Origin of the sequence: Bradyrhizobium sp. LMTR 3 (assembly GCF_001693485.1) — a bacterium.
Classification (GTDB): domain Bacteria; phylum Pseudomonadota; class Alphaproteobacteria; order Rhizobiales; family Xanthobacteraceae; genus Bradyrhizobium.
The window spans coordinates 1-21202 of the sequence record NZ_MAXC01000055.1 but is presented as its reverse complement, the minus strand read 5'-3'; the positions used below and the strand labels follow the sequence as shown (position 1 = coordinate 21202).

At 56.2% G+C, this 21202-nt stretch carries 19 protein-coding genes and 2 pseudogenes; 10 read left to right on the top strand and 11 right to left on the bottom strand.

All coding sequences use genetic code 11. The features are described 5' to 3' along the window. Positions 1 to 180: 180 nt before the first annotated feature. Complete coding sequence (locus LMTR3_RS34280; RefSeq protein WP_065749663.1) at positions 181 to 489, top strand: H-NS histone family protein; 309 nt, start codon at positions 181 to 183, stop codon at positions 487 to 489. A gap of 2817 nt (positions 490 to 3306) precedes the next feature. Here the strand turns inward: LMTR3_RS34280 and rfbB are convergent. Together rfbB and rfbA are read right to left on the bottom strand one after the other, a co-directional pair. Continuing rightward, on the bottom strand, positions 3307 to 4374 hold the full coding sequence (rfbB, locus tag LMTR3_RS34270; RefSeq protein WP_065749379.1) for a dTDP-glucose 4,6-dehydratase: 1068 nt from the start codon (positions 4372 to 4374) through the stop codon (positions 3307 to 3309). Positions 4375 to 4400: 26 nt separating this feature from the next. Next, positions 4401 to 5276: a glucose-1-phosphate thymidylyltransferase RfbA gene (rfbA, locus tag LMTR3_RS34265; RefSeq protein WP_065749378.1), complete on the bottom strand. Its 876-nt coding sequence runs from the start codon at positions 5274 to 5276 to the stop codon at positions 4401 to 4403. A gap of 126 nt (positions 5277 to 5402) precedes the next feature. Between rfbA and rfbC the strand changes: the two genes are divergently transcribed. Both rfbC and rfbD read left to right on the top strand, forming a co-directional pair. Beyond that, entirely contained in the window at positions 5403 to 5957 is a 555-nt protein-coding gene (rfbC, locus tag LMTR3_RS34260; RefSeq protein ID WP_065749377.1) for a dTDP-4-dehydrorhamnose 3,5-epimerase, read from the top strand. Continuing rightward, complete coding sequence (rfbD, locus tag LMTR3_RS34255) at positions 5957 to 6871, top strand: dTDP-4-dehydrorhamnose reductase (protein WP_065749376.1); 915 nt, start codon at positions 5957 to 5959, stop codon at positions 6869 to 6871. Before rfbC ends, rfbD begins: the two co-directional genes overlap by 1 nt. A gap of 78 nt (positions 6872 to 6949) precedes the next feature. On the opposite strand, the gene LMTR3_RS34250 is transcribed toward rfbD, so the two are convergent. Further along, complete coding sequence (locus LMTR3_RS34250) at positions 6950 to 8026, bottom strand: nucleotidyltransferase family protein (RefSeq protein ID WP_065749375.1); 1077 nt, start codon at positions 8024 to 8026, stop codon at positions 6950 to 6952. Beyond that, complete coding sequence (locus LMTR3_RS34245) at positions 8013 to 9152, bottom strand: PqqD family peptide modification chaperone (protein ID WP_141686957.1); 1140 nt, start codon at positions 9150 to 9152, stop codon at positions 8013 to 8015. The genes LMTR3_RS34250 and LMTR3_RS34245 overlap by 14 nt, the downstream gene beginning before the upstream one ends. Positions 9153 to 9290: 138 nt before the next feature. On the opposite strand from LMTR3_RS34245, the pseudogene LMTR3_RS39695 reads away from it, so the two are divergent. After that, positions 9291 to 9470, top strand: a pseudogene (locus tag LMTR3_RS39695) (hypothetical protein); the annotation flags it as partial. A 686-nt stretch (positions 9471 to 10156) separates the two neighbouring features. Here the strand turns inward: LMTR3_RS39695 and LMTR3_RS40475 are convergent. Next, a pseudogene (locus LMTR3_RS40475) lies at positions 10157 to 10477 on the bottom strand (hypothetical protein); the annotation flags it as partial. Positions 10478 to 11146: 669 nt separating this feature from the next. Between LMTR3_RS40475 and LMTR3_RS34230 the strand changes: the two are divergent. From LMTR3_RS34230 to LMTR3_RS38235, 5 genes are all read left to right on the top strand, one after another. Then, entirely contained in the window at positions 11147 to 11524 is a 378-nt protein-coding gene (locus LMTR3_RS34230; RefSeq protein ID WP_141686956.1) for a hypothetical protein, read from the top strand. A gap of 338 nt (positions 11525 to 11862) precedes the next feature. Further along, a complete protein-coding gene (locus tag LMTR3_RS34220; RefSeq protein WP_065749369.1) occupies positions 11863 to 12294 on the top strand; it encodes an NUDIX domain-containing protein in 432 nt (143 codons plus the stop codon). A 404-nt stretch (positions 12295 to 12698) separates the two neighbouring features. Continuing rightward, positions 12699 to 13073, top strand: a complete 375-nt coding sequence (locus LMTR3_RS38245) for a hypothetical protein (RefSeq protein WP_141686955.1) — start codon at positions 12699 to 12701, stop codon at positions 13071 to 13073. A 358-nt stretch (positions 13074 to 13431) separates the two neighbouring features. Then, positions 13432 to 13632, top strand: coding sequence for a hypothetical protein (locus LMTR3_RS38240; RefSeq protein ID WP_141686954.1), 201 nt, complete (start codon positions 13432 to 13434; stop codon positions 13630 to 13632). A 282-nt stretch (positions 13633 to 13914) separates the two neighbouring features. After that, the gene (locus tag LMTR3_RS38235) at positions 13915 to 14307 is read left to right on the top strand and encodes a hypothetical protein (protein ID WP_141686952.1); all 393 of its coding nucleotides are present in this window, start codon (positions 13915 to 13917) and stop codon (positions 14305 to 14307) included. A 106-nt stretch (positions 14308 to 14413) separates the two neighbouring features. Here the strand turns inward: LMTR3_RS38235 and LMTR3_RS38230 are convergent, their stop codons facing one another. The 5 genes from LMTR3_RS38230 to LMTR3_RS34195 all read right to left on the bottom strand — a co-directional run bounded on the left by LMTR3_RS38230 (position 14414) and on the right by LMTR3_RS34195 (position 19999). Next, positions 14414 to 14887: a hypothetical protein gene (locus LMTR3_RS38230; RefSeq protein WP_141686951.1), complete on the bottom strand. Its 474-nt coding sequence runs from the start codon at positions 14885 to 14887 to the stop codon at positions 14414 to 14416. A 382-nt stretch (positions 14888 to 15269) separates the two neighbouring features. Further along, on the bottom strand, positions 15270 to 15794 hold the full coding sequence (locus LMTR3_RS34210) for a DsrE family protein (RefSeq protein WP_141686950.1): 525 nt from the start codon (positions 15792 to 15794) through the stop codon (positions 15270 to 15272). Positions 15795 to 15820: 26 nt separating this feature from the next. Beyond that, entirely contained in the window at positions 15821 to 16303 is a 483-nt protein-coding gene (locus tag LMTR3_RS34205; protein WP_245320126.1) for a hypothetical protein, read from the bottom strand. Between the two features lie 140 nt (positions 16304 to 16443). Further along, the gene (locus LMTR3_RS34200) at positions 16444 to 17475 is read right to left on the bottom strand and encodes a TAXI family TRAP transporter solute-binding subunit (protein ID WP_065749366.1); all 1032 of its coding nucleotides are present in this window, start codon (positions 17473 to 17475) and stop codon (positions 16444 to 16446) included. 37 nt (positions 17476 to 17512) lie between these two features. Beyond that, entirely contained in the window at positions 17513 to 19999 is a 2487-nt protein-coding gene (locus LMTR3_RS34195; RefSeq protein ID WP_065749365.1) for a coiled-coil domain-containing protein, read from the bottom strand. Between the two features lie 497 nt (positions 20000 to 20496). Here LMTR3_RS34195 and LMTR3_RS34190 point away from each other — a divergent pair, with 497 nt between their 5' ends. Then, a complete protein-coding gene (locus LMTR3_RS34190) occupies positions 20497 to 20910 on the top strand; it encodes a hypothetical protein (protein ID WP_065749364.1) in 414 nt (137 codons plus the stop codon). Between the two features lie 178 nt (positions 20911 to 21088). Here the strand turns inward: LMTR3_RS34190 and LMTR3_RS34185 are convergent. Continuing rightward, a partial coding sequence (locus tag LMTR3_RS34185; protein WP_065745549.1) for a transposase domain-containing protein occupies positions 21089 to 21202 on the bottom strand: 114 nt, incomplete at its 5' end.

The following is a 21202-nucleotide window of genomic DNA, read 5'->3' as shown; positions in this document are numbered from 1 at the left end:
GGCTACAGCGTTGGTTCCACAATTGGAACCGGTTGTGAGCATTTTGGCCGCGATTTTACTTTAAAGAACGCTCACCTACGCTTTTTACCCCACTTTAATCCGAAAGCAAACGTTGGTTTATTATTCAAATAACGGAGAAATAACGGAAGCTGTGCATGAGAAATGATGATGGAGTTAGTCATGAAGCGAATCGATCTCGAACGGATGAGTACCGACGACCTTTGGTCGCTGCATGTTGAGGTCACTCAGTTGTTGCAGCAAAGAATCCAGGCGGAAAAACAGCAGTTAGAAGCGCGTCTGAAGCTGCTGGAAGCCCCAATGTCAGGGCGCCGGGCCTACCCTGCGGTACCCCCGAAATATCGCAATCCTGATCAGCCGTCCGAGACCTGGGCCGGACGTGGCAAGCAGCCGCTTTGGCTGGTAGCGCAGTTGCGCTCGGGTAGGCGTATCGAGGATTTCAGAATTAAGAAGGCGGTCAATCGACGATAAGCCGCCGCCCGAAAAGGCTAACTCTAAAGCCTAATGCAAACGCAATGCCTTCTGGGTTGTACCGTTCGAACCACGCTTTCGCTACCTCCGCGTTTTGCGAACAGCTTGAGATGTACCTTGTTCCCCGACAGCGGCTTGCGAGTGTCGACGTAGATCCACACTGCCATTGGATTATATCCAGTTCGCGCTTGAAGCTGCGACAGATCACAAACAACACGGGATTCAGACTGCCGGTTGCTGGCTGCAAAGCCTGCCGGAGCCGCCGATCAGTTGTGCTCGCATGGGCGGCGCATGGACGGTCAGGCGTCGCACAAAAAACTTTGAGGCTCATCCGCTGGCGGGCGTTCGCGCTGCATCGCACACACAATCACGAGGAAAGTCGCACCAAGCGGCCAACTGTTCGCACCGCATAAATGCCTTGATATCGGCATCGGCACGTCAAGATTTGAGCTGTCAACTACAATTTAATTACGAGCAGTTAGGTTCGTGAGTGGGGAATTGGGAGCGATCCATGACCACTTTGCAAGCCGTAGCATTTGGAGCCACGCTCGCGTGGATGCCATCTCTTATCATCCTGGCAGTTTCGCTATGGAATGTTCGCGAGCTCGACGGAATGGAATAGTTGGGCAGTTGCCGAATACCGGCATTGGCCCTCTATCGAATCATAGAACTCCTCATTACAATCGATAGTCGTTTCGACTCATGATTGTGGGGGCGCGTCATGAAAAGCGAATGGGAATCTATGACGATCGATGAGCTGTTTAGGCTCCGCGAGCTGATGCAAGATGTCCTCAGCTTGAAGCTGAAGGCCAAAAAGGCCGAGCTCGAGCGTAGATTGCAGATTCTCAATCAACCGTCGAGCGATGTAGGGCCGACGAAGTCTCACAATCCCTAGTCGCTTATTCAGACGCGCAGCTCATTAGATGCGATGAGGCATAGCCTTTAATGTTCGAAAGCGATGCCGAGCAATTCGCCATCCCGCCAAACTAGGCGGCACCTTCGGATAGTTTCAAAATTGTCGAAGGTCAGCTCGAAGGTGCTCGGCAGTACCGATAGATTGTGTATCCGAAGTTTTGCGCCACAGTCCGAGATGTCAATGACCTTGCAGCCGCGCGCGCCGGGCTGCCCCTTGAAGAACAGCAGCGCGCCTCTCCCGATACCTGCCCTGCAAACTGCTCGTCGATCGTTGCGAGGACTCGGCATCATTCTCCATCCTCATCGTACTCGATGAATTTCTTGTATTGCCAATGGCGGCCGTCATGTCGGCGCCACACGCGTCCGTGTACGAGACGGCCGGTGATGGATCGCCTGGGAAATATCACGGTCCAAAGATGCCAGAATTCCGCGCCTGCTGGCTTTAAGATTTGCATTTCAGGAGGGTCAATTGCGGTAAACATGGAGTCGTCTCCGCGCAGTTTCGTTAGCGGCCTCATACGCTAACGAAGTCGCCGAGCGGCGGGCGAAACTGACTGTAAGCCGCCCGACGGCTTCGTCACATTGAGCCGGACGGGGGCAATTGTCCGGCGTCGTGTACGCTATCCGCACGAAGATCGAGAGCAACAGAATTCGCTCGTTAAGCTTGATATGGGCGGTAAGAGTTAAATCGGGAACAGCGGCGAGTGGGGATCCGGATCATTGCGCAGCTTTCGTTCGCCATCGCTTTCGTAATGTTCATTCTGGAAGTCTAAGGCTACTCGCCGCATCTGAGTGACGGCGTCTCATCGCGCGGCTTTGAAGGCATATTGACTTAACCCTACGGAGGCCGCCGGCCCTTACGCGTGACCCCGAGGAAGGAGGCGGCTCCAGTTTCTTTGCCGGCCATCATAACCCTTCGCGCCTGATCCCCGATCGAGTCGGATATCAAGGCGCACAGCGACGATGTGCGTCTATCCGCCCCGGAGCCGAAATTTATCTGTAAGGTCTGCGGGCTCCGTGGCGCTGATGGCAGACCTCTTTTCGAGAACGCTCGCAAAATCGCTTCAGTTGCAAACAACACGCGATTCGTATTGTCTGGTTGCGGGATTCAAGACCTGACGCTGCGAGCATTGGGAACGGCCAACGGGTGGCACCTGCATCGGCGGCGAAATGGATGGCGGTGTCATTTCACAGACCGACAAGGGGCAGGCGGGTGGAATATCGGTGCTGGTTGTGCATCGCGGTAGCAAGCGACCCTCAACACATTGGCAAACGCATCTGGCCTGAGCGGCGAGGGTGAAAAAAGAGCTCGCGACAACGAGCAAAGTTAGCCGGATTCCTGTCATTGATCCCTCTTCAGCTTTCTTCGCGTTCATCCATCTTTCGCGCATGCCGGCGGTTCAGCGTACGCAAGACACTAACGCGAGCCAGTAGCGTGGGGTCCGTCTACTTCGACCACCGGCATTGGAGCCTCCATCGAGGCCTGATAGGATCTCCTTCCGGCCCTGCGATCAGGAGCGTCAACGAGCCGATGCAGGCTCTCTGATCACAAAAGCGACCTCCCCAAAAGTTGAAAGGGCCACTTAATTCGGGCGGGATGCCCGGCCCCTCCGTGGGATCAAGGAACGGTCAACAACCAAGAAATGCCGAACGTGCGCTGAAAGAATGTCTAATGCATCAAATCTAGCGTGGTTCAAGGGCGAGTTCTATGTCTAGTTGAACTGGAGCGAATACTAGTAGGCATTCCAAGAGGGAGGCAGATTTGTTAGCGTCGAGCCCTGCCAACTCAGACGACTTTACTCTCCTCTCCTCTCGAGCCACTTGCGTCGTCGTTGGTTGGGCGACCGAGGCATCTTACGTTCTAGTGCGAGCGGATGTTGGTCGCCGGCTGGTGTACTCTGCTCACCTATTCAATCCGATCCGCTTCGCCGTGTATCCCCGGTTCGCAATCGCCCGCCACCATGGTTGGTGGTCGACGTACCAGCGCACTGTTTTGTAGATTCCAGTTTCGAAATCCTCTTCGGCGCGCCATCCCACCTCTCGCTCGAGCTTGGAGGCATCAATTGCATAGCGGCGATCGTGCCCAGGGCGGTCGGGAACAAAATTTATAAGATTTCGGTGGGAACCGCTCCGGTTCGGGCTGATCTCGTCGAGCAGGTCGCAGATTCGTTCGACCACGTACAGATTGGTGCGCTCGTTACGGCCACCGACGTTGTAGGTCTCGCCTATACTTCCCCGCTCCAGGACCAGACTTAACGCCTTGGCGTGATCCTCGACATAGAGCCAATCGCGGATGTTCTTTCCGTCGCCATAGACGGGCAGGGACTCGCCCGCCAATCCCCTGATGATCATGTGCGGGATTAGTTTTTCGGGGAAATGGTAGGGTCCATAGTTGTTCGAGCAGTTTGTGACCAGCGTCGGAAGTTCGTACGTGTGATGCCACGCGCGTACCAGATGGTCGGAGGATGCCTTGCTGGCGGAGTAAGGAGAGTTCGGAGCGTAGGCCGTTGTCTCCATGAAGAACCCCTCGTCCCCAAGTGAGCCGAACACCTCATCCGTAGAAATGTGCAAAAAGCGGAAACGTTTGCGCTTCTCGCCCGAGAGCGAGCGCCAGTGGCGCAAAGCTTCCTGCAAGATTGTGAAAGTACCGACTACGTTGGTCTGAATGAATTCGGCGGGCCCGTCGATCGATCGATCAACATGACTCTCGGCGGCGAGATTCATCACTGCATCTGGCTGATACTTCTCGAACAGGCGACGGAGGCCAAGCCCATCGCAAATGCACTGTTTCTCAAAGAAGTAATTCATGTTTCCGGCCGTGCCGGGCAGCGATTCAAGGTTCGCCGCGTAAGTCAGCTTATCAATATTGACGACCTTTGCGTGGGTGCCTTGCAGCAGATGCCGTACGACTGCGGATCCGATGAACCCTGCGCCTCCCGTAACGAAGATTGTCCAGCCTCTAAACCGCATGATCAGTTTGCCCCTATGGTCCGCATCTACCGTTTGAAGGAAGCGGCTACAGATTTCAGATACTCGCCATAGCTGCTTTTGGCGGTCCTCTCGGCCAAAGCCTCAAAGGCTTCGAGCGAGATGTAGCCCTGCCGCAGCGCGATTTCTTCCGGGCATGCAATGCGCAGGCCCTGGCGTTGCTCGAGGACCTGGACGAAGTTGCTGGCCTCTACGAGAGAGGAATGCGTCCCGGTGTCGAGCCAAGCAAAGCCACGGCCTAGCGCCTGCACATAGAGATCGCCGCGCTCCATATAAGTCTTGTTGACGTCGGTGATCTCGAGCTCGCCGCGCGCCGATGGCTTGAGCTCGGCAGCAATCTTCAGAACGTCATTGTCGTAAAAATATAGTCCTGTGACGGCCAAATTTGACTTTGGCTGCTTCGGCTTTTCCTCGATGGAGAGCGCGCGGCCGCTGCCATCGAGTTCAATGACGCCATATTGCTCGGGCGTCTTGACGACATAACCGAAGACGGTCGCGCCCTTCCTACGGGCAGTCGCATTCAAGAGCAGCTCAGCCAGGCCGTTGCCATAGAAGATGTTGTCGCCAAGCACCAGCGCAACCGGATCATTGCCGACGAAATCGCGACCGACGATGAAGGCATCCGCTATCCCTCGCGGAGACGCCTGTGTAAGGTAGGAAAAACGCACCCCGATCTGTGAGCCGTCACCCAAAAGGCGCTCGAATAGCGGCTTGTCCTGGGGGGTAGAGATGATCAGGATGTCCTGGATTCCGCCCAGCATGAGGGTCGAGAGAGGATAGTAGATCATCGGCTTGTCGAAGACCGGAAGCAGTTGTTTCGAAACAACTGTCGTCACCGGATAGAGGCGTGAACCCGTGCCTCCGGCGAGAATAATGCCCTTCATAGGCCCCTCACACATTCAATTAACTAAATCACATTAAATATAGCACATTTAATCTAGCATATTAAATGGTGTTGGTTGGATAAATTTGGTATTTGGCTAACGTGAAATGTTGCTTGGCCGGACAAGATGAACGTTATTGCGACAGCGCTTCCCGAAGTCCTAATCCTGGAGCCGAGGCTGTTTGGCGACCAACGCGGTTTCTTCCTGGAAACCTACCAATTGCCGCGTTATTCAGAGCACGGCATTAGCCTTCCATTTGTGCAGGACAACATGTCCCGCTCCAGCCATGGAGTGTTGCGTGGGCTACACCTGCAAAACCCCTTCACCCAAGGTAAGCTCGTTACTGCATTGCGCGGCCGGGTTCTGGATGTGGCGGTGGATGTGCGGGTGGGGAGCCCGCGTTTCGGACACCATGTTGCCGTAGAATTAAGCGAGGAGAACCGACGGCAATTGTGGGTTCCTCGTGGCTTCGCACATGGCTTTGTCGTCCTATCTGAGACCGCAGACTTCTTCTACAAGTGTGACGATCTTTACAGCCCCAAGGACGAAGTCTCCATCCGCTGGAACGACCCCGCGATCGGTATAAATTGGGGCATTGATGCTCCCTCGCTTTCAGCCAAAGATGCCGATGCCCCGCTACTGAAAGACGTCAAGAATCTGCCGATGTATGGGCAAACCTGATGCGGATCTTGTTGACGGGAGTGAGCGGCCAGGTCGGCGGCGCATTGCGCCCCTTGTTAACTGGCCAAGGCACGATTATAGCGCCTTCGTCTTCCGAATTTGATCTGTCGAAACCGGAAACGTTAACGGACCGGCTCGAGCATTTCAGACCCGATCTCATCGTAAATCCGGCCGCCTATACCGCCGTTGATCGTGCCGAGGAGCAGCGCGAGCTTGCGTTCCTTGTTAATGCCAAAGGGCCCGAGGTCATCGCGCAATGGGCGGCTAAGCACCGCGTGCCGCTCGTTCACTTCTCAACAGACTACGTTTTTGACGGCTCCGGTGATGCGCCGCGTCGCGAGGACAGCCCCACGGGCCCAATCTCGGTCTATGGCGCGAGCAAGCTTGCAGGGGACATGGCAATCATGGCGGCCGGTGGACCGCATCTGATCGCGCGCACGTCTTGGGTATACGCCGCCAAGGGTACCAACTTCCTCCGTACCATCGCGCGGCTGGCCTGCGAGCGCAAGGAGCTGCGCATCGTCGCAGATCAAATCGGAGCGCCAACGACGGCTCGAGCGATTAGTCATGCGGTTGCCGACATCGTGCTGCCGAACCTCGCGAACCTGAACGATCTGCTCGCGCGGAAGGGTGGCGTGGTCAATCTCGTTTGTGCTGGGGAAACTAGCTGGCACGAATTTGCAAGCGCCATTGTCGAAGGTCTGAGATACCGCGGCGTTAAACTCGAAGTCGAAACCGTTGTTCCAATCGCAACTGCCGATTTTCCGACGAAGGCCAAACGGCCAAGCAATTCGCGCCTCGACCTGTCTCGTCTCAAGGACGAATTTGGTGTGGTAATGCCGAATTGGCGAGATGCATTGGCGCCGGAACTTGACGGCTTCGTAGGAGCAGATGACGTTTCAACCCCTCGATAGACGGCGCGTCAGGCTCGGCCTGCCTTTTCTGGGTCGCCCAGGCAGTTCGAATACGAGGCCAAGTCGAGCGTCCCGCCATTACACTTTCCCGATGCGGTGATTGCCAACGAGTCCGAAGAAATGCCGCAGCGTATCGGCTCGTGGCAAGGTCAACGTTACGTTTCTTCGGCTATCAGTCTGATATTCTGCTCCAAGCTCCTTCCTGTAGTTTCCGTAGTCAAGAATCGCAACCGCGAGGAGGGGCCAACGTGCAAGAGGGAAACGGGACTGCAGCAATAGCCTTCTAAACTGAAGCTGTGGAATGAACAGTTTGCGAAGTTCAACAGGGACGTCAACGTCAAAAAATTCTGCCAGGGCTATTAGCTGTTTTGCGATGGCGTTTCGTGCCAAGCGGCCCGGAGCAAATGACATCAGGCGGTTCCAGTCTATTCCTTGCGCCGCGTTAGCCAAGTCTCTCAACTCGACCAGATGTCGCACATCTACTTCGCCGACCCAGTAATCATGATCCTGAAATTGGTCGTGAATGATCAGCATGAAAGCTTGAAAAGTCGGTGTCGGAAGATAAGCGGCCCCGCGGCCAACCGATACGGGCATGCAATGTTCAAGCAATTTTCCAGAAGAACGATAGAAATAATCTGGACCTGGCGCTGCTTGATGTAGGTCTATCATACCGACATCGCGCGGTCGCTTTAGCTCCGTGTATTGCTTTCTGCTCTCCGGCGGGGTTCGAAAATGGGACTGATAATCGAGGCCGGAGAGCGCGCGCAGGGCCGTCTCCATCTGATCGGGTTCGACCAATATGTCGAGATCAGCCATGATTCGGGTTGCGCGGCGTTCAGGAGCGGATGTTGCGAGGATTGCTGAGCCCTTTAGCAGCAACGGTATCACGTCCCGTTCATTAAGCGCCGCGACCGCCTCTTCCAATTGAGCCCTCAAGAGGTCGTTCCGGAGCGCGTTTCGCCGGTAGATTTCTCGAACGAAAGCCTTAACATCCTCGGGAACTGATCGATCAGGTCGATCAACCAGATCGATCAAGGAGGGGGTAGTTAGCGTATTGTTGGCTAGTTCCAACACGGCCACCCAATCCAGGTTGCTGGGCGCTTCGCCTCCGAGACATTGGCAGAGCTTGACCAGAGTGCTGCTAGGAAAAACCATGACGAAGACCTCTCAGCTTACGTCCTGCGTCAGCAGCCTCCGCATAGGTCAGCTCAAATAATCCGGCCCCACCGATTATTTTCTTCAGCGCTGCAAACCCCGCCAGAGATAGTTTGCCGTTGGCAGCGAAAGACCCGTTGATCACTCGCTGCATGGATTCGATTTGTCCAAGGGGCGTCAGTTCTGCCGACGTCCCGTCAACTCTCTTGAGAAAGATAATCCACTCGACCTGAAAGCTTCCCTTATGCACATCTGCTACAGGTAGATACCGGACGCGTATGCCGTCTGTGCGGTCATGGGCAGTGGCATGACTTAAATCGTCGCGAGCTTTCGAAATCGCCTCCCAAGTGCCCGGCTTGATGGTTGGCGCGAAGAGAAGCCCTTGCGCAAGACCGTTTGGAGAAATCATGACGACGTCATCACCGCAATATCGGTACTCGTCACTGACTAACTGAAGCGCGAGGGTCGATTTACCGGTGCCCGGCTGCCCGCATAAGAGCAGTCCTTTATCGCCAAACACCAGCGAAGCAGCATGCAGAGCGAAATCAGGCCGATCCTGTAGAATGATACGCTCAGTGAGGTCGGCCTTGATCGCAGGAGCCAAACTGTTGATGGGACATCGAGTGATGCTCTTTCTGCAGTTGCGGAAGAGAGCCTCGTCCCCGACTTCTACAACTTCGATTGTGATATCCGCTTGATCGCGTCCCGGGTTCAAGTCGCAAAAGAGCGGCTCAAGAGACTTGATCAATGCTTCGTTAGAGGCTCTGATGCTGATTGCTCGCTGCGCTAATCGGGTCTGGAGCGCGCTGGCAAATGGAAGCCTCCATTCCATTTCTACAAGTTCCAAATCAAGCCATTGTTGCAGGGCTTGACTCAGAACACTACGCGCCTGCTCGCGGCCGAGCCCAAGTTCGCTTAGCTCATCAGCAATCGTTTCGAGTTTATTCTGGTCAAGAAGTTTGCACCACAGGTAAGCGCTGATCTGATTTAGCTCATAGATCTGCTGGCTTTTCTCGCTGAACAGGACCGGTCGATCATCAATCAACGCGAACGATGCGTCTGCGGCTGGACGCAGTAGAATCGGGCTGTCAGGCCCGGATTCCATCAGGTCTGGTCTGAATGTCACGCAGGGCTCCACAAGGGTGCGTCAAAATAATCTTCGCGATGAAGTTGACATTATTTAAGCCGAAAATTTAAATCGAGTAAATTGGAAGTAGAGCGGGAACTTGACACGGTCCGCTCAAATAAAGATGGAGCCCAAGCCATGAACAAGAATACTGATGGGCCGGTCCTCAACGCGGAGCTAGAGCTCGATGCTGACAGGCGGAAGTTTCTGGCGGCATGCGGCAGATTTGCCGTCGTTACGCCTCCCGCTGTGACCCTGTTACTATCAACTTCACTGAATTCCGATGCGATTGCACGCTCCGGCAGCGGTGGGGGAGGTGGAAGACCCCATCAGCGGCCCGATCTGCCTAACTGGCTTGAGCGGTTCCTTGACTGGTTGTTCTAGGCACTCCTGTCGATCCAGACCAAGCTGCTGAACGCACGCTTCTCGACAACCCGCGAGTTGAGGTAGCCGCAATATACTGATGACGTTCCGCGGCTCGCCAGCGCTTGCTTAAACTCGTAACAGCCACTTCAGTCAGGAGGCGCCAAACGTGTGTACACCGTTCACCAAATTCTGGTGTAATGGCAACGTACGGCGGCACTGGCATTCGAAATAAAAACAACCCTCGGACCGGAAGAAACGGATCTTGCGCCGACGACCAGTGCAAGGCTTAAGCAGTCTCTTATCACGATGATTGTTACACTTTGGGCGGTGATCATCGCCGGCGCTGCAGGCAGCAACCGTTTTCCTGAGTGCGCAGTCTGGTGTCAGCGATTCAAGGGGGCGCAGCGCAATTGCTAGTTACGTCTGACCTCTGTTTCCATAGTCGGCACTATGCTTTAGCGAGCCCGCTGGAAGGAAACGCTGTTGCCCGCAACGAGGACGGCGCCCAACACCTCCACCTATCGGGGCCTGCTGCCTCTCCGCCATCTATCGTCTTCACCGCCACCATAGAGCGCGCTTGAGCCGCCACCGCCGCGAGAGCCGCCCGAACTTCCGCCTCTCGAGGCATTCGCTCCTGAACCACTACCGTCACTGCCACCGCCGCCACCGCCACCGCCGCCTCCACCGAGGGAGGCGTGATTGCCGTCTCCGTGCCTCGCTTGTTCCTCACGCGGGCTCTTGTTATCGGAGATTTTCTTGTCGCCGGGGGGATCGGGATCATTGTCGAAAAAGGAATGTTCTGGCCGGCCGTGATTGCCAGAATGGCCAGACCGGGCAATCGCCGTTGATGTCAATGAAGTGGACAGAAGTAAAGTCATAGCCGGCGGAGTTACTGCGGCGAACCTCCCGCAAGAAATCAGAAATTTGCGGCGATCTTCGATCTCGATGTCGTTCGGCATGGCGCAATTCCCACTCAATTAATTCAGAGCATATTAAATCATAATCATAAAGCAGACAATTTAAATGTGCGGTACGATTTGCCGCTCGCGGATGGAACAGCGCGCGGAAGTTGCGATGGAGGTATTTTTATACCTAGGAAGGTTGGGGCTGAATACGCCGCTTCATACAAGAACTTCCGGCCACGGCCCTTCAACAACGGGCTTAATTGCGGGCATTGAAGCGGTACCGCTGAATTAACGTTCACTGGTAGGGTTAAACGTGAGCGCTGATCGACACGTAATTCGCGATTCGGTAAGGCTCACACTTCCTTAAGGAGTGTGCCCGTGACAGTAGAATCGCGTCCATCATTAGAAAAACTGAGGGCGGCAGCTATTATTACGCACGCGCTCGCCGTTCAGATGGCCGAATTGCTGAAGTTGCGAGAAGCGGTCCAAAGGGCCGAACAGGCAGCGGCGTCCAAGAGGCCCGCGCGAAGTCAGCGCGGAAATCAGCTTTTTTCCAGATCGGTAGCTTGGCGGTCCGATTCAATTTCACCGGAACATTTTCACCAAACGCGCATTCGAAGCGGCACAAAGAAAACAAAAGCTCTCCCTGGCAGATTATTCATGCAATCGCAGTGGCGATGAAAGAAGATCGCAGCCGCTTTCTGGCGGCCGGGCTGTTCTCAAATGATCGCAAATACCCGCCCAAGCTTGTGGAGGCGCGCCAAAGCCAATAAAAATGCTGGGTTTTTGAGTAATTTTATTGGGGTGAGGATGCGTATTGCTGGAGCAACTCTTCTTATCCTCGGTTTCGTACTATGTTTTGCGATAGACGACTGGGAGTTCATCGGCCTATTTCCTATGGTTATCGGCCTCATACTCCTAGCCATCGCAGAGAGGAAGGCATCAGCTCTCGCGTTGGCGCAAGCCGCATCCCGCGCGCAGATGGAAAAGCAGGCGCCGCGTCCCTCCCAGAAGCAATTGCCGACAGCAGACACAATTGAGGTGAGCTCCGAGGTTCTGCAATTGCTCGAAAAATTAAATCGAAGCTCAAAGCCTCGATGAATGCACTGTCGAACGGGGGAGCGTGTGTGTCTGTCCATCTGATCGAGCGAAGTGAGTAAGCGAGATCACGCCTGCGGCATCAATTGATGCTCATCCTTGATGGTCACGTCGTCGCGGAAATCGCTATCGGCCTATGCGAAGCGGGTCTTGTTTGCTAAGGGGCCGTCGCAAGGCATAGGTCGCTGCGAGGCCATCACGACTTTCGGTCACGACAAACTGCGATGCAGGGGCGGGGCAGGCGACATCGAGCAGAATAATTTGATCACTCCGGGAAGCGCCGCATGACGGAGAGCGCAAATCGGAGGGGATCAAAGAGCGTGGTGGCAAGGGATTGCGAAATGACGGACAAGCAGTTGCGGTACCGCGAAACTACCGGTGCGATCGTCATTGATACTTTTGGGCGTTACCTGTTTCAATTGCGCGACAATGTTGTCGGCATCACCAACCCGGGTAAGATTGGTCTATTTGGTGGTCACCGCGAGGGCGGCGAAACTTTCTTGGAATGCATGGTTCGCGAGCTACACGAGGAGATCGGATATTTTGTCCCAGCGGATCGCTTTGAGCACCTAGGAAGCTTTGAAGGTGAGGACATCGACAGCGAGGGAGGAACGATCCACGGATACCTTTTCGTCGTGCGCGATATTCCAGTGGATGCACTGGCCATCACGGAAGGATCTCTCCTTATCGTAGAGCCGGTGGAGCTTGCCGAGATAGAGCCCAGGCTTGTACCGACTACACGTCTTGCATTGAAAGCTTACCTGAATACTTGACGGAACACCTTTGTGTGTTTTTGAGCCTCCTCCCTAACCATGGCGACCGGCAGCGACCAACAAAATTGCGGAAAGCGAGAAGCATCCCTCTTCGCGCCACGGTAGCCCGAATTTGGCCGGCTTCATTGTGGCCTTCATGCACCAGTCAGGCAAAACCTTCTCTTTATGAAGTCGAATCTTTTTGACTGATCAGCAGAAGCGGCCTTCGCTTATCGCCATGTTTGATGCCGTAATCGCATTTCTGTTGGTTCTAGGTCTCGGAATTTTCGTGGCCCACGGCATCGACTCATTACGGTCGTAACTCTCCTAAGTCCGTTCCGTCCAACTGAAATCCCGCGCCGCAATCAGGAGCGTATAAATAGCTTGAGTACGAAGCTTCGACTTTCTTTGTAGGAGTATTGGAAATGGAGACATTCTTCAAAGTCGTTGGCTGGACTACTGCCGCAATTCTGGGTGCTGCGGTCTGGAACGTATTTCCTGAATACCGAACAATCATAAGTAGCATTTTAGTCGCACTATTTATCTGCTACGTGTTCTCTGTGCTTGTGGGGGTAACGGTTAGGCGGCTCATCGGCGATGAATTGCTGGAGCTTCGTCTTCAAACCAATGCAACTGCCGACCGCCTCGAGCTCATAGACCGTAAGGTAACCGCAGTTTTAAGGGATGCACTTGAGCAGCGCCAAGCGCGAACTCAAACACTGCCTTTCCGCCCGATTGTGTCAGCGCGTACTCCTGAGGCGGTCCGGTCGCGGGATCCAATTGGCTCAGTTCGCAATTAGATCACGGAAACGGTCAATCAATGGGTGCATCGTGAGCCGCTTGGTCAGCACTGACGCCAGGACGCAAGAGTCTGGACGATACAAGCAATATGAAGGCGGGTAACGTAAATTGCGGGCTTGGCGGAGGGACGAGTGGGTCCGTTGGATAGGCGCCCTGCAGCCGGCGGCACGGTGGGCCCAGCGGGTAAAGTGTCAGAAGTCAAATGCTAGACCATCGCCAGGACGCCGCCTTAACCCACTGCTCCGTTTATTATTGACAGCTTACTCGCCGACGATAAGCTCGGGTGGGCGAGTTCCTTTTTTAAGCCAAATACATTGACATATCTTTTAATGATGCATCGGTTGAGAGTAACGACCCATGATTGAAGAGAGTTTTGTTCGATTACGAACGCATCGCAATAACGTGCAGCGCTACCGGCAATTACTGAAGACGATGCTGACGGACGCTGAGCGCCAGTTTATTGAACGTCGTCTTTTGGAGGAAGAGTCGGCCATCGAGTCCTTGGCCACTCTTCAAGAAAGACCCGGTGTGCGGGGCTGGGAATTGCCTAAGCACTGAGGCCCGTTCTCAATCAATGTTTGAGGTTAATTCGTCGAGTTGGAACGGCGTTTAAGACAAGCGTACGGCGATAGCTTCGCGTAGACGGCCTGTATCGCTGAGCGCTCCAACGCGGCAATACGATTCAGGGGGAAGGGGCAGTTCATCGTCGGGCGCCTGCCAGCTCTTGCCGCGCAAGACCAGGGCAATCCCCCGGGGCGATCCCGGGGTCCCGCCGCATGGCTGCCGCATTTTCCACGTTTCTAATTGGTTGTTAATCAGGGAAGCTGGTCGGGAGGGGGAATGAAATTTCTGAACCTCTGGCACGAAGCGCGAGCCAATGTACTCCGCAAGCGATACGAAAACTTGAAGCCGCGGGTTGATGCGGCGGATCCTGCTGCAAAATCGGCGTGCTTTGGTGTTGTAAAGTCGAGTTTCGAGTTTCTAAGTAGGCGTTACGCGAGCGCCTCCAGCGCAGAACGAAAGGAAGTTTTGAAGCACGCTTCAAAAACTATACGTCAATTATCGGATGCAGGTGATTGGCCGCGCGCGCTGGGACTAACCATTATCATGTTCAATCTAGAAGCGTGTTACTTGCCGGGCGATGACGCGGCTGTCTTGAAGGGAGCCACCGATGCCTTGTTAAAAGAGGCCTGCGCATATCCTGAACCCCGGCCCTTAAGAGAGGCGGGTTGAAAGATTTTCGAGTTGCAGACGTTGAATACTGCCGGGGTAGGGGCCTCGGCGGCCCGTCTGCATCTCCCCTAGGGTGATTCCTGTTGACGCTGCATTCAATTGGCGATCAAGATTGACCATTCGTGATCGCGATGCAAAATTCTCCGCATTTTAATAGACTGTCTCTAAGGGCATAGGAAAATTGGAGCAGCCGGAACGCAAAATCTTCACGCTCGATATTAACGGAACGCCGACGCTTGCTCTTCAGGCGCAAGACATCGAGTTTGCACGCGGTATGTGCGCGGTGCCAGAGTTCCGTTTGGATTTGCACGAGATCAGCTCGAACGGCGTCCCCGTTTGCCCAGTGGATTCCGTGTTCGGGCTTCGGCCGGCTACAGAGAAAGAAGTAGCCGCCTTCGAGCGTGCTGTTGGATTGGCGCCGGCTGCAGATGATTTCACGTTTGTTATGCTGATTGAGGTAGACAGAGTGGAGGTTGTGGCAATTACCCGCCAGGCTAACGACGCTGCTTAGACTTCCTTTCGCCGAGTCAGGCGAATTGCTCGGCGCAGGTCGGCGCAAGGCTACTGCCTCGTCGGTCATGGTGATGCTCTTGTCTTGAGTGAAGATTGCGAACCCCTCATCTCAAGATAGATCTCAAGATAGGTCTCAAGATAGGTCTCAAGATAGGTCTCAAGATAGGTCTCAAGACAGGACGCCCTGCTGCGCTATCCTCTTGGCTGTGTCGCCGGCCGCAGCGTCCCACCGCGCGAGCGGTTTAATCCTTTGGTTCGGCGACGACATCGTGGGGCACGGCGGGCGGCCGAATCCTGCCGCCAGACCCGTGTAGTACAGGCTATGAACCAAGCTGGCGCTTTGGCAGCATCATCTGGACCGCGCCGCCAGGATTGCCGCATCCGCTGGGCTTAGTCCGGCGCAACGATTGGTTGGACCAGAATCTTTGCCCATGGCAGCAGTGGGCGCGTCACGGCTTGACGTAGGTCCAGCCCTGCTCCTGCAGTTCCATCACACGCACCACGCCCGACTTCACGACCTTTGCTTCCGAGATCAGCGGAATCTCCTTGCCCTCGTTCCTGCCCATGTTTTCGCGGGTATTGCTGCAGGCCTCGAAGGAAATCGAAGGCTGGCTTTCCGAGAGCGCCTTGATCCTCGCTTTGACCGGCGAAGTGTCGTCACGCAGCATATGCAGGCCAGGACCGAAGGTGACGATGTCGATATTCACCTTCTCGCCGAGGTCCTGATAATACTGAGCTACGTTGCTCGCATTGTTAAGCGCCAGATTCATCATCGCCGGCTCGTTGCTGTTTACCTGCAGAATAAGGCGGTGCGGCTTCGTGGCATCCTGAGTGGGCGTCATTTTGGTAACGGCCGTGAGCTTGGTCGCCTGCGTAGACTGCTTCTTGTTCACCTGCGCTTCCGACGGCGGTGCGACCAAGAGCAGTGCTGCAATTGCCGCGGTGGCTCCAGCCATTTTTCCAAGTCTTGTCATGTGAGTTCCTTCCTGTCCGATGACCATTAGTTGCGTGGCCTGGCAACGGCATGTGGCCATTTGCATGCCGTCGCCAGCTTCTCGCGGACAGTCTTCAGGCCGCCAAGCAAGAAATGTCCCTCGGACGCCACACCTGTTCGCGAGGAGAGGCGCACAGCGAATTCCCCTTCATCGGGGAGCGACTGTAACATGCGCACCACGTCGCCCCTGGGCGCGGCGCCAACTCCGAATGATGGGCGGGCAGCGGGAAGCTGCACTGGGAGATCGTCATTGACGCGGTAGGAGATCAGGTACTCCTCGGCGCTGCGCGTGACCGCAGGTCCCGTGATCACGAGTTCGGTACGGCCGCCGCGGCAGTGGATCGAGAGCTGCATCGTGGCGCTATCAGAGCCGCCGCGAGACGACGTGGTCGCCACAACGACCGGTGAATAGTCCACGGGCGAGGTGGTCTCGCTGACAAGCCAGTTGTCACTGTCTGCCGCGGCCGCCTGTGTGATATTGCGCGGCATTGTTTCCAAACATTCCTGCCGCACGGTAAGCTCCACATTAGAGCACGCGCGAAGATGCGCCATTGCTTCGCTGGCACCTTGCGCGAAAGTCATGCTGTATGCTGCGTCTAACAGCACAGCGAGCGGGAGCGCGGCTCTCATCACGGCCGCGCCTGTGCACTGCGCGCCGCGCGATCCAGCCATTCCTGCGCGGCCGAGAAGCGGTTTAGCCCGGGGACGGTTGCGGCGAGATTGATCGACTTCCATTTCGGATCGAATCCCGGGGTCTGCAGCCGGTCGATCCGCGAGAACAGATGATCTACGAAACGGGCGACACGCGGGTAACGGTTCGATCGCGGCGACCAGTTGAACGCAACCAAGGCGGTCGGCACCGCGATTGTTGAGATGCGTTCGCCCTGCTTGATCAAATTGGGATATTCGGTCGCCTCAAGCGTTGCCGGCAAGTAGTAATCCTCGAACTTGCTGTCGAAATTGACGGACAGAAATTTATAGCCTTCGTCCCAGCGTTTGCGCACGAAAGCGTCAACCGGTTTCGAGGTGATGAAGAGGACGGCGGCAATCTCGCCTTTGCGCATCTGCTCCAGAGCGATCTGGTGCGGAATGAAGGTCTTTTCGACATTGATGCCTAGACGGCTGAAGATCAGCGGTCCTGAATAGGCAGCGGCCGTGCCCTGGGTGTTGAAATTCACTTTCTTGCCGGCGAGGTCTTGCAAGGTTGTGATTTCAGGTCGCACGAAAATATGCAGTTCCGACGGGAACAGGTTGAGAAGATAGGTTATGCGGCTTCGGATCTGCGGTATCTGGATTTTGTACTCTTCGAGCGCGTCGGAATTGATGATCGCGGTGTCGACGCCACGCAGGTAGAGCAGCGAATTCACATTTTCGGTGGCGCCCCGGGTGACGATCGGCAGAACATGTAGATTCGGACCGTCATCGACGATTCGGGCCATCTCTGCCGCTAGGCGAATGGGCGCGCCCTCCAGCAAACCGCCGGCGAGGCCGACAGTCCAGGCGTTGATCTTTTCTCTTTGGTCATGCGCAGAGGCGCGGCTGATGACTGGCGCTTCGCTCTTGGCCGGCTGCGCGTACACGTCAACCGATTGAAGCATCCAGGTAGCAGGCGCCATCGCCGCGAGGAGCAAAAACGACCATGGTTTCGGCAGCGTGTTCATCTCTATCTCCACTTGTCCTTATGCGGGTCTGATCCCCTCACTCACGCAATGCGTCGAGTCGCTCCTTTGCCTCTCGAATGCCGCCGCTGTGCGCCTTCGCGTAGAGTTCGCGTGCTTTCGCCGACTCGCCACGCGTTCCATAGGTGCCCCATGCGGACAAAACGACAGGATCATATGTCTGTGCGAGCATGAAACTTGCATGGGCGTCGCCGCTCTCGACGGCGCGCTCGAGTACGATACGCGCCGCGCCGATATTGCCTTGACTGAGCAGCGCACCGGCGCGCGCGATCAGTCGTGCTGCCTCTGCCTTGTCCTGCGCATCGAGGGCCATCGGCTGTTTCGCTACGGCCGCGTCTGCAGTCTGCGTCGCCCGGACGATCGGGTTAATCGGGCTGTCTTGCGCGCGCCCGAGGGGCTCGCGCTGGTCCGCCGGGCGCCGCGCGGGCGTAAGATCGCGTGCCATTGCTCCGATCTTGTTGCGCTCCTGCTGAAGTGATTGCCGCAGTTCCGCGATGGTGCGCTCCGCCGCTTGTCTTTGTCGCGTGACGGCATCCTCCGCCGTTTTCGACCGCGCAGATTGAGTCTTTATCTCACGACGCGTTCCAGCAAGCTCGCTCGCGAGTGTTGCGGCACGCGCCTGCGCCTCGTCGAGCGCGCGGCGTTGCTGCTCGGCGCTCGCCGTCATCGCCTGGCGCGCCGCGCCGACCTCCTGGATGAGGCCGCCGATCTTCTCTTGCTCCTGCTGCAGAGAGCCTTGCAATTTGGCAATGGTAACCTCTGCCGTCTGTTTCTGCTGCAAGGCTTCGTCGATCGCTCTTTGTGCTTGCGCGGCTTGGGCCTCGATCTCGCGACGCGCTCCGGCAAGCTCGGCCACGAGGGCCGCAGCGCGCGCCTGTGCCTCGTCGAGCGCGCGGCGTTGTTGCTCGGCGGTTGCCGTCATCGCCTGGCGCGCAGCGTCGAACTCCTGGGTGAGCGTAGCCGTCTTCGCTTGCTCCTGCCGTAGGAATTCTCTCAGTTCGGTGAAAGTCGTTTCCGCCGTCTGTCTTTGTTGCGTGTCCTCACCCTCCGCCGCTTGCGACTGCGCGACCCGTGTCTCGATCTCGCGACGCGTTTCAGCGAGCTCGCTCACGAGTGCTGCAGCGCGCGCCTGAGTTTCCTCGAGGGCGCCGCGTTGTTGCTCGGCGGCTGCTGTCAATGCCTGGCGCGCGGCGTCGACCTCCTGGGTGAGAGCGGCAGTTTTGCTTTGCTCCTGCTGCAAGGATTCTCGCAATTCGACAGCGGCGTCCTCGGCCGCCCGCTTCTGCTGCACGGCTTCATTAATAGCCGTTTGCGACTGCACGGCCTGCGTTTCGATATCGTGCTGCGCTCCAGCAAGCTGGCTCCAGAGTGTTGCTGCACGCACCTGTGCTTCGTCGAACGCGCGGCGTTGTTGTTCGGCTGTTGCCTTCATCGCCTGGCGCGCAGCGTCGACCTCCTTGGTGAGAGCGGCCGTCTTCTTTTGCTCCTGCCGCACGGATTCCTGCAGCCCGGCAGTGATGGCTTCCGCGGACCGCCTCTGCTGTACAGCTTCATCGACCGCCTTTTGCCACTGCGCGGCCTGCGCTTTGATCTCGCGCCGTGTATTGGCAAGGTTGGTCTCGAGTGCCGCGGCACGCGCCTGCGCCTCGTCGAGCGCATGGCGTTGCTCGGCGGTTGCCGTCACCGCCTGGCGCGTTTCGTCGATCTCCTGGGTGAGGGCGGCCGTCTTCTTTTGCTCCTGCCGCAGGGCTTCTCGCAATTCCGAAGCGGTGGCCTCGGCCGTCTGCCTGTGCTGCACCGCTTCATCGACGGCTTTCTGCAACTGCATGGCTTGCGCATCGATTTCGCGGCGGGCTCCCAAAAGCTCGTCTGCGAGTGCCGTGGCGCCGGCCTGTTCCTGTTGAAGGGACCGCCGCAGTTCCTCCGCCCTGACTTCCGCCGCTTGGCGGCGTCGCGCTGCCTCGTCAAGCGACTTGCTCGACAATGCTACCGCCGTCTCAAGGTCGATACGGACTTGAGCCAGTTCACTCGTCAAAGCGGCAGTTCTTGCGCGTTCTTTGTCCAGAGACTGCTGCAAATCCGCCGTTGCAGCTTCCGCCGCCCAACTCAGCGGAGCTTCCTCGCCGGACTTGCTCGACGAATTCACCTTGATGCCGAGATCGGCAATGTCTCGCAGAGAAAAGTATCTCGCCGCAAAGATGACCATCTCCGTGCGGAAATGCACGCCGATCAACGCAGATGCAACCAGAGTTGCAGCGATCAAGAAAGCGATAAACCGTCGACGTACGCGATCGTTCTGGAGCGGGCCGTTCGACTGATCGTCTTCCTGATACTGAGGCTCCGCTATTGGAGACCAATGTGTCGGCGTGATCCTGATGGGTCTTCCGTTTTTCCAGACCCATTCCTTCGTCTCAGACGACCAATGCGCGACGTCATAAGCCGATTGATCGTCCTCGACCCAGATTTCCTTTCCGTCCCTCGGAGCGGTTTCAATGGGCTGGCGCAAATGCTACGCCTTTTCAGATGGTGTTATGGGTCACTTCACAATTTACTTCGCAAGTACGCGCTAAACTCAATACGCATTTTATAATATTAAATAGAAATTAAATCAAATTAATAATGTCGAACGGATTTTTTGGGTTCCGGCCGCTCTCGCCGCGTGTGGTTTTTTCGAGGGTCACGCACAGGCTGAACAAGCCAAAATCCAAGCGGCGCCACATTCGAACGGCCGAAACTGATTGAGCCTCAGATTTTGTTGACTAGAGCATCTGGTACGGCATCGACCCCCCGCGGATGGAGCGCAGTTTTCAAGGCAGGCGCGATGGAACTGCCTCACATGGGTGGGCGGTCATTGGATGCCTTGATTGGTGAGCGTCGGCTATTTGCTCATGGACTGGCATCGTCGGCACGGAAGCGAGTTTGCGCCGAACGTTCGCATTCGTGATAATTTGGTTGTGACGACTCAGCGTCCACCTCGACCAACCATCCTGGAGGAGCCGGAAGATGTTCCAACGATTTCTAAACGCGCGCAGCGTTGTAAATTTCAAGGCACGATCGGCCAGCCGAGATACCGAAACGGATCGTGCCCGCGCTACATCCATTTTTCGGTCGATAGAGGATGCGCTGGAGGGCGCAAGAGTGGAACAAGCTGGCCTAAAATCACGTATCGATGACGCGTTAGCGCGATCGGCAGTAACCTTGGGCAATGATTCCGATGAGTATCTGACGCGCGATCCGGAGGATAACCATTATCAGAATTTGCTCGGCAGCGAGATAGCGGAAGGGCAGAGGCGGTTAAATGAGCTGGAAGCGACTATCAGGCATATCCAGTTCTTGAAGACGGCGCTCATCACAAGGTTCCCTGACTTCGACCTTGGACACAACACCTCCCACGCAAAAGATAGCGGAATGATCTAGAAAATGGTCCGATGAGAACGACGCGGTCCGGAATACGCCGCCTTCAAATGTGACGTTAAGCACCCGGTCCAGAAACAGGGTACAATCAGCAGCCAGTACAATAAATTGGCCATGCCCCGCCATATCGAGAGCTACCGGTAAGTCGCCGTCGCGGATCGCATTAGCGTAAGCGTCGTTCTCAGGCCACGGCTTTGAGGGCTTGAGCGCGGTAGGCCCAGGGCAGTAGCTGGTCGATGTCGCGGTTCGGATGACCGTTGACGATCTTGGTCAGGACGTCGGTGAGATAGGCGAG